A 13,278-nucleotide genomic window follows, 5' to 3' on the forward strand; every position below is an offset into this window, starting at 1 on the left:
CTCACAGGCCGCTCACCTTCTTCCGGCGTGCCAGCGCAATCAGCACAGGGGCGCCGATGAACGCCGTGACCACACCCACCGGGAGCTCGCCGGGCACGGCAATGCGGCCAACCACGTCCGAGACCAGCAGAAGAATGGGGGAGAAGAGGAGCGTTGCGGCCATGATCCACCGCTGGTCGGGGCCCATGACCCAGCGCGCCACGTGCGGGATCATGAGTCCCACAAAACCAATGGCGCCAACCGCGGCCGTGGCCGAACCGCTCAGCAGCGTAATGGCCAGAACGGCCAAAATCCGGGTGCGGTTCACGTTGCTGCCCAGGGAGGTTGCCAGATCGTCGCCCAGTGCCATGGCGTTCAGCCCGCCCACCGCGAAAAGGGCAATCACCAGCCCTGCCGCCATGAACGGGGCCACGGTGGCGACCATGTCCATGGTGCGCTGGTCCAGGGAGCCAATGCTCCAGGACCGCAAGTGATCAAACGCCTTCGGGTTCAGCAGCGTCAGCCCGGACCCAATGCCCGTCAAGACCGCGCCTAGGGCCACACCGGCCAGCGTCAGGCGGATCGGATTGACAACATTTCGCCCGGAGGTGCCGATCACGTAGACGGCGGCGGTGGTCAGGACGGCCCCCGCGAACGCGAACCAAATGTAGGCGGTCAGCGAGGAGATGCCCAGCAGGCCGATCGCAACGATCATGGCAAACGATGCGCCGGCATTGACGCCCAGGATGCCAGGATCGGCTAGGGGGTTGCGGGTGATGGCCTGGATCAAGGCACCAGCCACACCCAGGGACAGCCCGACGGCGATGCCCATCAGCGTGCGGGGGAGGCGGCTCTCCAAAACAATTGCATGGTTCACGCTGTCTTGCGGATTCAGGAAGGCTGCGACGACGTCGGACACGTCAATGAACTTCGCGCCCACACCCAGGCTGAGCAGGGAAGCGCCCACGAGTGCCACTGCCGCAATCAGCAGGACCAGAAGCCGCCAGCTGGGTGTGCCGGCCACGCCGCGCCGCTCCTTGAGGGTGCGAGCGGAACGCTCAACGTGATGGGTTGTCACTTGGGACACTGTAAACCGTTCCGGAAGGCTGGGATAAAGGGGGGCGCGCCGCCTAAGTGACCCCCATCACTCGCCGCCAGAAACGCCCTGTAATTAGGTTAGCCTTAGTCAGTGAAAAACAACGATTCGGCGTCTCAGCCGCCTTCCCTCATCCGCACCCGCCGCCTGATGCTGCGCGCCGTTGGCGCCACCTTGGCCATTGGCCTGCTGGCAGGCTGCGGTGCTGCAGCGACCACCGGCTCCGGCGCCGGCAACGCCGACGTAGCCACCGGCGGATCCAAGTTCACCACCGCTGATGCGGAAACCGCCAAGCTCGGCACCGACGCCGCACCCGGCGAGTTCCCCCGCGTGATCAAGCACGCCGGCGGTGAGACAAGCATCGAGAAGAAGCCCACCCGCGTGGTGGTCCTGGACACCGGTGAACTGGACGATGTCCTGTCCCTGGGCATCACGCCCGTCGGCATCCCCACCACCGAAGGCAAGAATTCCATCCCCAGCTACCTGGCCTCCAAAGTGGAGGGTGTGGCCACCATCGGCACCATCCAGGACCTGAACCTTGAGGCGATTGCCGCGCTCAAGCCTGACTTGATTCTGGGCAGCAAGCTGCGCGCGGACAAGCTGTATACCCAGCTCTCCAGCATTGCCCCCACGGTCTTCAGCATCCGCCCCGGTTTCCCCTGGAAGGAAAACTTCCTGCTGGTGGGCAAGACCCTGGGCGAGGAAAAGCAGTCCGTGGACATCCTCAACGACTACCAGGCGCAGGCCGAGGCACTCAACAAGGACGTCACAGGGGACCCGAAGATCTCCCTGGTCCGCTTCATGCCCGGAAAAATCCGCTTGTACGCCAACAAGTCCCTGATCGGGGTGATCCTGAAGGATGCCGGGCTGGCACGCCCGGAGAACCAGAACATTGACGAGTTGGCTGCGGAAATTTCCGCCGAAAACATTGACCAGGCCGACTCCGACTGGGTCTTCTACAGCAGCTACGGCGACCCCGCCACAACCGGCGAACAGGCAGTGGTTGACGGCCCCATCTGGTCCAAGCTCGGTGCCGTCAAGGCCGGCAACGCAAAGTCCATCAACGACGACGTCTGGTTCCTGGGTCTGGGCCCGGCCGGCGCGCAGTTGATCCTCGCCGATTTGCGCACTCTCTTGGTCAAGTAGGTGGTCAAGCAGGCAGGCAGCCCTGTCCGCTGCCCGCCACGCTAAAGTTGGACGTTGGGCAGGCTTTCATTTGTCGCGCCCCTTGACTATTGAATGGAGCCGACATTGGCGCTCGAAACCGCTGCGCTGAAGCCGGCACCCACGCCCCAGGAACTGCAGTCCGTCTGGGGTGCGTTGAAGTCCCCGCGGCGCCTGCGGACCGAAGTGCTCGGCGGACTGGTCGTGGCCCTGGCACTAATCCCGGAGGCCATCGCGTTCTCCATCATTGCCGGGGTGGACCCGCGGATCGGGCTGTTTGCCGCGTTCACCATGGCGGTCACCATTTCCTTTGTTGGCGGGCGGCCGGCCATGATTTCCGCGGCCACCGGCGCCGTCGCACTGGTCATTGCGCCCCTGATGAGGAGCCATGGGCTGGACTACCTCATTGCCGCCGTCATACTGGCCGGAATCTTCCAGCTGGTACTGGGGCTGGCCGGCGTCGCGAGGCTGATGCGCTTCATTCCCCGCTCGGTCATGGTGGGGTTCGTCAACGCCCTGGCCATCCTGATAGTCATCGCCCAGCTGCCCGAACTGCTAGGTGTGCCATGGATGGTCTACCCGCTGGCGGCTTTCGCGCTGCTGGTCATGTTTGGCCTGCCCAAGCTGACCACGGCGGTGCCCGCACCCCTGGTGGCCATTGTGGTCCTGACGCTGTTCACGGTTCTGGCCGGAATAGTTGTCCCCACGGTGGGGGACAAGGGTGAGCTGCCGGACAGCCTGCCGTCCCTGTTCGTGCCCAACGTCCCGCTGACCTGGGAAACGTTCAAGATCATTGCCCCGTTCGCGCTCGCCATGGCCTTTGTGGGCCTGCTGGAATCCCTCATGACGGCCAAGCTGGTTGACGACATCACGGACACCCGCTCCTCCAAGACCCGAGAGGCGCTGGGCCAGGGTGTGGCCAACGTTGTCACCGGATTCCTTGGCGGCATGGGCGGCTGCGCCATGATTGGCCAGACCATGATCAACGTCAAGGCATCCGGGGCCCGCACCCGCATCTCCACGTTCCTTGCCGGCGTTTTCCTGGCCGTGCTGGTGATCGTGCTGGGTGATGTTGTGGCGCTGATTCCCATGGCGGCCTTGGTGGCGGTCATGATTTTTGTTTCGCTCGCCACCTTCGACTGGCACAGCATCCGCCCGGCCACCTTGAAAATGATGCCCAAAAGCGAGACTGCCGTCATGGTGGTCACGGTTGCCGTGGTGGTGGCCACGCACAACCTGGCCATAGGTGTTGGGGTGGGCGTCCTGGTTGCCATGGTCCTGTTCGCCCGACGTGTGGCCCATCTGGTCGCCGTGGAGCGAACCGTATCAACCGTCAACGGCCGGGAGACGGCAAGCTACCGCGTGGACGGTGAACTCTTCTTTGCCTCCTCCAACGACTTGTACACCCAGTTTGAGTACGCGCTGGATCCACACCATGTGGTCATTGACCTCAGTGCCTCCCATGTGTGGGACGCCTCCAGCGTTGCCACCCTGGACGCGATCACCTCCAAATACCGCCGCCATGGCAAGACTGTGGCGATCACCGGCCTGGACGTGGCCAGTGCCGCGATGCATGACCGTCTCGCCGGGAAGCTCGGCGGGCAGGACTAACCATCGCGCCGCCGTCGTGCCTCCCAGCGACAATGTCGCACCACGGGAGCATAATGGCTGGTAGTTGGCGACGGCGCTCGCCAGGCGGCCATGATGAGGAGCAGCAGATGACCAGGGAATTCAAGATTGTCCATGAGCAGCAGATTGACGGCACCCCCGAGCAGGTGTTTGCCGCGGCCACTGAGGGCAGCGCCGGCTGGTTGTGGCCGGTGGACATCGAGTTGAAGCTTGGCGGTGCGGGGCCCTTTGGCAGCAGCGTTACAGCGTGGGATCCGCCGCATCGCTACGCGAACCACATGGACGGCGAGAACGGTTTTTACAACACCTTGGAGTTTGAGATCTCCGAGCGCCCCGACGGCAAGTCGTGGCTGCGTTACGTGCACAGCGGTGTCATTTTCGAGGACGAAGAGAACCAGTATGAGGCGGCCCAACAGCACACGGCCTTCTACCAGCACACCCTGGCCCAGGTGGTGAAGTACTTCCCGGGCCGGCAGGCCAGCTTCGCTGAGGTCCAAGGCCCGGAGGGTTCGGGCGCGGCTGATGCCCTGCAGCGGGTCAAGGCCGCATTAGGGATCTCCGACGTCGAAGCCGGGCACCGCGTCAGCGTCACCATCGACGGGCTGGGGCACGTTGACGCCGAGGTGGACTACCTTGCCGAGAACTTCGTGGGCTTGCGCACCGAGGATGCCATGTACAGGTTCTTTGGCCGCAACGCCTTTGGCTCGGTGGTGGGCATGACCATCCACCTCTTTGGCGGGGACGCCAGTGACGAGGCTGCCGGCGATGAAATTGCCCGCACGGAAGCAGCAGCGTGGGGAGCCTGGCTGAACGGGCTCTTTGGCTGAGCGCTTTTAGCCATGGCGCGGCGACAATCAACACTTCTCCCTAGGGCGCGTTGCTTGCACCAGCGATGACCAAGTGTGACAGTGGTCATGGACGGCAAACACCCATGGCCGCCACCGTTGATAAAGCAAAGGGGCTTTAGATATGACAACTGAGACACCCATCAGTTCCAACCCTGAGTGGTCCAACCCTGTGTGGTCCGTAAGGGATCACCCGATGTGGATTGATGGCGTGCCTGTGCCATCGCGCAGCGGCCAATGGCGCGATGTGCACAATCCCGCCCGCCGCGAGACGGTCATTGCCCGCGTCCCTGCCGGCACGGTGGAAGACGCCGACCATGCAGTGACGGCAGCCCGTGCAGCGTTCCCGGCCTGGCGCGCCCTGCACTTCACGGGCAGGGCCAAGGCCTTGTGGGCCATTGCGGATGAACTGGAGCAGCGGGCCGAGGAGTTTTCCAGACTCACTGCCTTGGACACGGGCAACGCCCTGCGCACCCAGGCCCGGCCGGAAACCGTCAGCATGGTGGCCATGTTCCGTTACTTTGCGGGCATCGCCGGTGAGGTTAAGGGAACCACCCTGCCCGCCGGGGATGACCAGCTGCAGTACACCAGGCTGGAACCGCTGGGCGTGGTGGCCGCCATCCTGCCCTGGAATTCCCCGCTCCTGATAGCCGCGTTCAAGGTCCCTGCTGCGCTCGCCGCCGGCAACGCCGTGATCCTCAAGGCCGCCGACGACGCCCCGCTGACTATCCTGCTCCTGGCCGAGGTGTGCAATAAGCACCTGCCCGCAGGTGTGCTCAACGCGCTCACGGGCCGCGGTGCCGTGGTCGGAGACGCGCTGGCCACCCACCCCGGCGTGGACAAAGTCTCCTTCACCGGATCCACTGAGGTGGGGCGCCAGGTGGGCGCCCAAGCCGGAGGCCGGCTGGCACACATGTCGCTGGAACTAGGCGGAAAAAACCCCTCCATCGTGTTCCCCGACGTTCTCGACGGAGGCGGGGAGTCCGACGTCGAACTCATGAACGGTCTGCTCCTGGCCTCACGCTTCACCCGGCAGGGGCAAAGCTGCACGGCAGGCTCCCGGCTGTACCTGCACGAGGACATTTTTGACGAGGTTGTTTCCCGGCTGACGCAGAAGCTTGGCGCGCTGACGGTGGGCGACCCGCTGGATGAGGCCACGGACATGGGTGCCATCATCAACGCCCGCCAGCACGCCCAGATCAGCGGCTTCCTGGATGAGGGGAGGGCCACCGAAGGCATGAAGGCCGTGCTGGGCGGGGACGCGCCGCAATCCGGGCCGCTGACGGAGGGCTACTACCACGTGCCCACACTGTTTACAGGTGGCAAAAACGAGTTCCACATTGCGCGTGAGGAGATCTTTGGGCCCGTGCTGGTGGCGATTCCTTGGCGTGAGGTGGACCAGGTGGTGAGCATGGCCAATGACACCCACTACGGGCTGGCCGCATACGTGTGGAGCCACAACCTCGACGACGCCCTCAACACGGCGCACCGGATCGACGCCGGCTGGGTGCAGGTCAACCAGGGCGGCGGGCAAATGGTGGGGCAGTCCTACGGCGGGTACAAGCAAAGCGGCATGGGCCGGGAAGTTTCCCTGGAGGGCATGCTCGAGGGATTTACCCAGACCAAGCAAATCAACGTGAAACTGCGCCCGAGCGGTACCCGTGGCTGAGGGCGTCAGGGCTGAGGGCGCCAGTGCTGAGGGCGCCGCATCAGCGGGTGGCCTGCCCCTCGCCGGGGTGAAGGTCATGGACCTGTCCCGTGCACTCGCCGGCCCCTATTGCGCGGCACTTCTCAGTGACATGGGCGCGGAAGTCATCAAGGTGGAAAGCAGCAACGGTGGTGACTCCAGCCGCGCCTGGGCTCCCTTCGACGGCGTGCACTCGCTGTACTTCGACTCCGCCAACCGCAACAAACAATCGGTGGCCGTGGACTTTTACTCCGAGGCCGGCAAGACCCTGTTGTGGGACCTGGCCGTAGCCAGCGATGTGCTCATTGAAAACTTCCGTCCGGGAGTGCTGGCCGCCACGGGTCTGGACCCGGATCTGCTGCGGGAGGCCAATCCGAGGCTGATCATCGCCTCGGTGACAGGGTTCGGGGCAACCGGGCCGCTGAGCCAGGCTGCCGGCTTGGATCAGGTGGCCCAAGGCATGTCCGGGCTCATGTCGGTGACGGGTTTGGACGTTGACCATATGTACCGGGTGGGGGTGCCCATCGTTGATTTGGTGACCGGGATCTATACGGCCTTTGGCATTGCCGCAGCGCTGGCCGGGCGCAAGGAGGGTGGGGCTGGAAGTACGGTGTCGGCGTCGTTGTTGGAAACAGGACTCTCGCTCTCCGCGTTTCAGGGCCAGCAGTACCTGAGCACCGGCGAGGTGCCCGTGCCGCGCGGCAACAACCACCCTGTTCTTTCGCCGTATGGGGTGTTCAAGAGCGCGGACATTCCGCTCATCATCGCCGTGGGCAGCGAAAAGCAGTGGGTGCAGCTGTGCGAGCTGCTGGGGCGGCCGGAGCTGGCCGCGCACCCGGACTATGCCTCCAGCCGCCTGCGCACTGTCCACCGGGAGGAGCTCCGGGAGCTCATCGACGGCCTGCTGGAGCGGCAAAATGCTGCCGATTGGCTGCGTGATCTGCGGGCCGCAGGCATCCCGGCCGGACCCATCTACAACTACGCCCAGGCCTTCGCCGACCCGCAGGTGCAGCACCTGAACATGGTGCAAACAGTTTCCCGCAGCGACGGCTCCGAGCTGCCGCTGCTGCGCGGCCCGGTGTCGGTCAACGGGCAAGCGCCCGCCGTCCGCAAGGCACCTCCGGCGCTGGGCGAGGACACGCTGGCCGTGTTGGCGGGGCTGGGGCTCACCGCCGAACAGATCGCCGGCCTGGTGGACGCCGGGGTGGTGCTTGCCGCGCCGGCGGTGGCTCCCCGTGGCTGAGCTGCGGGTGGAACGCCACGGCGAGGTGGCCGTGCTGGTGATCAACAACCCGGCCATGCGCAACGCCGTCACTCATGCCATGTGGCAACAGTTCATGGCCCTGCTGGCTGTCTTGGCGAAGGACAGCGGCGTCAAGGTGCTGGTGGTGCGCGGGGTGGGGGAGCACTTCTCGGCAGGGGCGGACATTGCCTCACTCAAAAGCATCCTGCACGACCCGGCCACGGGGCATCACGGCGGCCTGGACATCACGGCCGCCGAGGACGCGCTCGCAGCATTCCCCAAGCCGACCATTGCCGCCATCGACGGCTACTGCGTGGGCGGCGGCTGGCAAATTGCCGGGGCGTGCGATCTTCGGCTGGCCAGCACCAGGGCGGTTTTTGGTGTCACGCCAGCCAAAATCGGCATTGTGTACCCCCTGTCCGGAATCCAGCGGCTCGTGGAGATCGCAGGTCCGGCAACCGCCAAGTACTTGCTGCTCACGGGCGATTTTGTTCAGGCGCCCGAGGCTCTTCGCTTGGGGCTGGTAACGCAACTTCTCCCCGGGGAATCGTTTTGGGATCAGGTCAGCGACTTTGCACACCATGTTGCTGCGCGCTCGCAGTTCTCCCACCAGGCACACAAGGAGTTGGTCAACGCCCTGGGCGCTTCGACGGCGGACGTGGCCGAACTCTATGATCGCTGGCAACAGGAAATGGTGCGCAGTGCCGACGCCGAGATCGGGATTGCAGCATTCCTGGCCAAGGAAACCCCACGGTTCACCTGGTTGAAGCCGCTCGAGGGCTGAGCCGGAGGTGGATAGGCCGGCCTCTGTTTCGGCTCCCGGCGGCGTGCCAAACTGACCACAAATGTTCCACGGCGTGCCAAAGTGGCGGGGACCCATGAAATTTCATGGGCCCCCGCCACTTTGGCACGCCGCCGACAGGAGGTGGCCCGGGAGCTGAGCCACTGTGAGCCAAAACATGCACAGATGTAAACTTTGCACTTGTGCAATAAGTGCACCAGTGCGTATTCTTGAGGTATGCAAAAAACCACTGTGCCGTTGCGTGAGCGGAACCGCCTTGAGACGTGGGCGCTGATCCATGACAAGGCCTCGCTCATCGCGAGCGAAGAGGGCCTGAACAAGGCAACCGTGGAAGCCATTGCCGATGCGGCGGGCATTTCCAAGCGCACCTTCTTCAACTACTTCGCGTCCAAGGAAGATGCCATCTTGGGCATTCAGGCACCCACACTCTCCGAGGAGACCATCGCGGCCTTCCGTGCTGATGGGGACCAGGACCTGTTTGGCAGAACGGTGCACCTGATGGCCGCCGTGATCCGGTCCATGTTCCCCGCAGAATCTCTGAGTGAGCGCCGCAGGCAGCTTAAGGCCGCCTACCCGGAGCTGGGGAAACGCATTTTCGCCCACATGCGGGCCTCGGAGGAACTGGTGGAGGCTGCCCTCTTGAAGCGACATCAGGACGGACTGCCGGAGGATACGTGGTCGGAGCTGCCGCCAGGACAAGACTCGGCGATGGCCTTGCTGATGATGGCGGGAACTGTTCTGCGGTTCGCGTTCTCCAAAGACCCCACCGTGACAACAAACGAGGACAGCCCCGCCGTTTACGAGGCCATCGAAATTTTCAGAGAGGCCATTAAGGCAACGCTATGAGTACCAAGAAAATAAGTTCCACCGCCCAGAAAGCCGGGGCAGGTGCCCCGGCCGAACAGGGTGATCCCCATGCGCAGCGCAGGATAGTGCTGCTCTTTGCCGGCCTGATGGTCACCATGTTGCTGGCCTCCCTGAACCAAACAGTGCTCTCCAGTGCTTTGCCCACCATTGTTGGTGAGCTTTCCGGCGTCGAACATATGGCATGGATCATTACGGCCTTCATCCTGGCCTCCACCATCATGATGCCCGTCTACGGCAAGCTGGGCGACCTTTTGGGCCGCAAGCCCATGCTGCTGTTCGCGATTTCCATCTTCATGGTGGGCTCGGTGATTGGGGCACTGGCTCCGGACATGACCACCTTGATCGTGGCCCGTGTGGTCCAGGGTCTGGGTGGCGGTGGCTTGATGATCCTCTCGCAGGCCACCATTGCCGATGTTGTCCCTGCCCGCGAACGTGGCAAATACATGGGCATCATGGGCGGCGTCTTCGCGTTCTCCTCAGTGGCCGGACCGCTCATTGGTGGCGGGCTCACGGAGGGACCCGGCTGGCGCTGGACGTTCTGGATGAACGTGCCGCTGGCTGTGCTGGCCATTCTTGCCACGGTCTTCCTGCTTCATGTGCCGCGCAAGGTGCACGCAACCCGCCCCAAGATTGACTACCTGGGCATGATACTCATTGCCTTGGCCACCACGGCGATTGTTCTGGTGGGCACCTGGGGCGGCTCGCAATACGACTGGAATTCACCGGAAATCATCGGTCTGGCCATCGCGGCTGTTGTCACGGGCGTGCTCTTTGTCATCGTGGAACTGCGCGTTTCCGAGCCCGTCATGCCCATGAGCCTGTTCAAGAACCGCAACTTCAACCTGACCACCGTTGCCGGGTTGCTCACCGGTATCGCCATGTTCGGTGCCATCGGCTACATGCCCACCTACCTGCAGATGGCCACCGGCTACTCGGCCACCGAGGCCGGGCTGCTGATGATCCCCATGATGGCCTGCCTCCTGGTTGTCTCCGTGGTGGTTGGCCGCCGCGTCTCCAACACTGGCCGGTACAAGGTCTCGCCCATTGTTGGCTCACTCATCCTGGCCGTTGCGCTGGCGCTGATGGCCACCATCACCGTGGGCACCCCCATCTACGTCATCTGCATCTACCTGGGCATCATGGGCATTGGCCTGGGTGCCAGCATGCAGATCCTGACGCTCGTGGCGCAAAACTCGTTCCCGCTGAAGTTTGTGGGAACGGCAACGGCCGGGCAGAACTACTTCCGCCAGGTGGGTGCCACCCTGGGCTCCGCCGTAGTTGGTGCAGTTTTCGCCAGCCGCCTCCACGAACTGGTTGCCGAGAAACTCCCGGGCGGTACCGGGGGTGGTGGGGCCAACTCCTTCACGCCGCATCTGGTCAACAGCCTGCCGCCGCAGATCAAGGCGCTGGTGATTGAGTCCTACAACGAGGCCCTGATCCCGGTCTTCCTGTGGATGGTGCCGCTGGCCGTGCTCGCAGCAATTGTGCTGTGCTTTGTGAAGGAAGTCCCCTTGGAAACCAAGGCCGACCGCGAGATTGTTTTGGATGTGAGCCCCGAGGGGATGGCTGAATTTGAGTCAGCTGTACAGTACGACGCCGTTGCCTCCGATGAGTCTTCGGCGAAAGCCCCGGCGCCAAGCAAGTAAGCAACGCCCCCAACGATGACCGCCCCCAACTATGGCGCAGTAGGTGCTGAAAATCGCCGCGAAAATGGCACCTACTGCGTCATAGTTGGTTAAGCGGGGTTCTTGGTGTCTTCGGTGATCTTGCCGCGGGCCAGCCGGAACTTCCGGTCCGTCTGGGCTGCCAGGGCCTGATCGTGCGTGACCACCAGAATGGTTGTCTTCTTCTCATGGGCCAGCCGCCGCAGCAGGGCGATGATGACCTCTCCGGTTTCATCATCCAGGTTCCCCGTGGGTTCATCGGCCAGGATCAGCTTGGGATTGTTGGCCAGGGCCCGGGCAATGGCCACGCGCTGCTGCATGCCGCCGGAAAGCTTGTTCGCCTTGCGGGAGTGCATTTCCTCGGTCAGCCCCACTTGGTTGAGCAGTTCAGCCGCCCGCTGGCTTCTTGTGGCATGGGATGCGCCGGCAAACTCCATGGGCAGCATGACGTTTTCCTTGGCGGACAGGTTGGGAATCAGGTGATAAGCCTGAAACACGAAACCGATGTCGTCGCGCCGGTAGGCGGTGAGCTTGCCGTCCGGCAGGGTGGAAATGTTCACGCCGTCCACCACAACATCCCCGGATGTTGCCTTGTCCAGTGCCCCCAGCAGCGAGAGCAAGGTGCTCTTGCCGCTGCCGCTCTTGCCCAGGATGGCGGCAAAACTGCCTTGTTCCAAGCTGAAGCTGACCCCGTTGACGGGCTTGATGGTGCGATCGCCTGAATTGAAGGTCTTGACCACATCTGTCACTGTTAGCATCGCTTACTCTCCTCGCAGAACTTCAATGGGACGCACCTTGGCTGTCAGCAAGGCGGGAATGAGGGCGCCCAGGGCCGCGATCAGCAAAATGCCGGCCACCCCAAACACCAGTGTTTGCCAGCCCAGAGACGTGCTGACAGTGCCAATAAGCTGTTCGGCTCCGGCAAAGGCGCCGCGGGCCCGGGTGAAATCCTCGCCGCCGCCGAAACCGCCACCCGGGCCTGCGCCGCCGGGGCCCGCACCGGGTACGCCCACAGCGGTGGTGCTGGTGCTCGTGTTGCCTGCCACCAGGGCGTTGGCGATGGGGTTGCTGCTGAAGGCGGCCACGACGGCGCCCACCACAGAGCCCATAACCACCAGGACCAGGGCTTCGATCACGAACTGCGCGCCAATGGTGCGGTTGGAGGCGCCGATGGCTTTCAGGACACCAATTTCACGGCGCCGCTCACGCACCACCATGATCATGATCAGCAGCACAATGAGCCCGGCCGTCACCAGTGAGGCGATGAAAGCGATGAGGGAGATGTTTTGCACGCTGCCCAGGGAAGTGATGGCCGAATCCAGATTGGCCGAACCGGAGGTGACATCAACCTTGTCGGCACCCAGCGCGGCAGTAAGTGCAGTCTGAGTGGCAGCCATGTTCTCGATGCTGTCCACCGTCACCGTGAGACTACTCAGCTGATCTGTCTGATCCGTGAGGGTCTGTGTTGCCGCAAGTGGCAGGTAGATGGCGTTGTTATCGAACTCGGTGCCGGCATCGAAAATGCCTGTGACCGTCATGGTCCTGTCCTGGACGGTGAAGGTGGAGCCGACCGTCAGGCTGTTTTTGGTGGCGAGTGTGCTGCCCACCAGTGCCTGCTTGGATTCCGCGGCAAAGTCGGTGAGCTGTGCGCCGCTGGTGACATTGATGGCTGCCCCTGTGGCTGTTGTGGAGGTGGAGACTCCCGTGGCCTGGATGGGGATGCTGAAGCCGGCGGGAGCGGCTACAGGCCCCTGCCCGGAATCTGGACTGCTGCCGCTGCTGCCGTTGCTGTTGTTGCGCTGGCCCAGTGACCCCGGCTCCACCGCCGATTCCAGGCTGGTGGTGCCGCTTGCGCCGAAGCCGCCGCCGGGGCCGCCCTGGCCACCTGCGGGCCCGTTGCCCCCAGTGGAAGTGTTGGTCTCCGCAGCCGCATTGCTAAACCGCACGCTCAGCGTCCCGGTCACGTTGGTCACATGCTCGACGGCGGATGCCTTGGTGAGTTCCGCCGTCGTCAACGGCTCGCCGCCGCCCAAGCCGCCGCGGGATCCTGCCGGGTTGACCGTGAGGTTGTTCCCCACGGACGCTTTCAGTGAATCAACCTTGCTGGCAACGGCTTGGTTGGCAACCAACATGGACAGCGCTAGACCAATGGCGACAGCCAAAATGATCACCACAGCGCTTGTCCGAATCTTGTTGCGGAAGGCGTTGCCCACGCTTCGGGACACCACACTCATGACTTGCTCCCAACTATGTGGCCGCCCATGCGGCGACCGTTCAGAAGCAATCGTCTGACAGTGATCGG

The 13,278-nt window shown here is 63.7% G+C and carries 11 protein-coding genes; 8 read left to right on the forward strand and 3 right to left on the reverse strand.

What is annotated here, in order from left to right; translation table 11 throughout:
* Position 1 precedes the first annotated feature (1 nt).
* Positions 2–1,003, reverse strand: a complete 1,002-nt coding sequence (locus tag CVS27_RS12355) for an iron chelate uptake ABC transporter family permease subunit (protein WP_243400176.1) — start codon at positions 1,001–1,003, stop codon at positions 2–4.
* A gap of 165 nt (positions 1,004–1,168) precedes the next feature.
* Between CVS27_RS12355 and CVS27_RS12360 the strand changes: the two genes are divergently transcribed.
* The 8 genes from CVS27_RS12360 to CVS27_RS12395 all read left to right on the forward strand — a co-directional run bounded on the left by CVS27_RS12360 (position 1,169) and on the right by CVS27_RS12395 (position 10,958).
* A complete protein-coding gene (locus CVS27_RS12360; protein ID WP_442319971.1) occupies positions 1,169–2,221 on the forward strand; it encodes an ABC transporter substrate-binding protein in 1,053 nt (350 codons plus the stop codon).
* A 105-nt stretch (positions 2,222–2,326) separates the two neighbouring features.
* Complete coding sequence (locus tag CVS27_RS12365; RefSeq protein WP_243400164.1) at positions 2,327–3,850, forward strand: SulP family inorganic anion transporter; 1,524 nt, start codon at positions 2,327–2,329, stop codon at positions 3,848–3,850.
* Between the two features lie 107 nt (positions 3,851–3,957).
* Complete coding sequence (locus tag CVS27_RS12370) at positions 3,958–4,695, forward strand: SRPBCC family protein (protein ID WP_103466060.1); 738 nt, start codon at positions 3,958–3,960, stop codon at positions 4,693–4,695.
* Positions 4,696–4,837: 142 nt separating this feature from the next.
* Entirely contained in the window at positions 4,838–6,382 is a 1,545-nt protein-coding gene (locus CVS27_RS12375; RefSeq protein ID WP_103466061.1) for an aldehyde dehydrogenase family protein, read from the forward strand.
* A complete protein-coding gene (locus tag CVS27_RS12380) occupies positions 6,375–7,643 on the forward strand; it encodes a CaiB/BaiF CoA transferase family protein (protein ID WP_243400165.1) in 1,269 nt (422 codons plus the stop codon). The genes CVS27_RS12375 and CVS27_RS12380 overlap by 8 nt, the downstream gene beginning before the upstream one ends.
* Positions 7,636–8,427, forward strand: coding sequence for an enoyl-CoA hydratase/isomerase family protein (locus tag CVS27_RS12385; RefSeq protein ID WP_207767521.1), 792 nt, complete (start codon positions 7,636–7,638; stop codon positions 8,425–8,427). Before CVS27_RS12380 ends, CVS27_RS12385 begins: the two co-directional genes overlap by 8 nt.
* A gap of 234 nt (positions 8,428–8,661) precedes the next feature.
* Positions 8,662–9,291 (forward strand): TetR/AcrR family transcriptional regulator, encoded by a 630-nt coding sequence (locus CVS27_RS12390; RefSeq protein ID WP_103466062.1) that lies wholly within the window; start codon positions 8,662–8,664, stop codon positions 9,289–9,291.
* Entirely contained in the window at positions 9,288–10,958 is a 1,671-nt protein-coding gene (locus CVS27_RS12395; RefSeq protein ID WP_103466063.1) for an MDR family MFS transporter, read from the forward strand. The genes CVS27_RS12390 and CVS27_RS12395 overlap by 4 nt, the downstream gene beginning before the upstream one ends.
* Positions 10,959–11,047: 89 nt before the next feature.
* Here the strand turns inward: CVS27_RS12395 and CVS27_RS12400 are convergent, their stop codons facing one another.
* Together CVS27_RS12400 and CVS27_RS12405 are read right to left on the reverse strand one after the other, a co-directional pair.
* The gene (locus CVS27_RS12400) at positions 11,048–11,734 is read right to left on the reverse strand and encodes an ABC transporter ATP-binding protein (RefSeq protein WP_103466064.1); all 687 of its coding nucleotides are present in this window, start codon (positions 11,732–11,734) and stop codon (positions 11,048–11,050) included.
* A 3-nt stretch (positions 11,735–11,737) separates the two neighbouring features.
* Positions 11,738–13,210: an ABC transporter permease gene (locus CVS27_RS12405; RefSeq protein ID WP_103466065.1), complete on the reverse strand. Its 1,473-nt coding sequence runs from the start codon at positions 13,208–13,210 to the stop codon at positions 11,738–11,740.
* Positions 13,211–13,278: the final 68 nt, after the last annotated feature.

The sequence above is a fragment of the Arthrobacter glacialis genome (genome assembly GCF_002909445.1).
In the GTDB taxonomy this organism is placed as follows: domain Bacteria; phylum Actinomycetota; class Actinomycetes; order Actinomycetales; family Micrococcaceae; genus Specibacter; species Specibacter glacialis.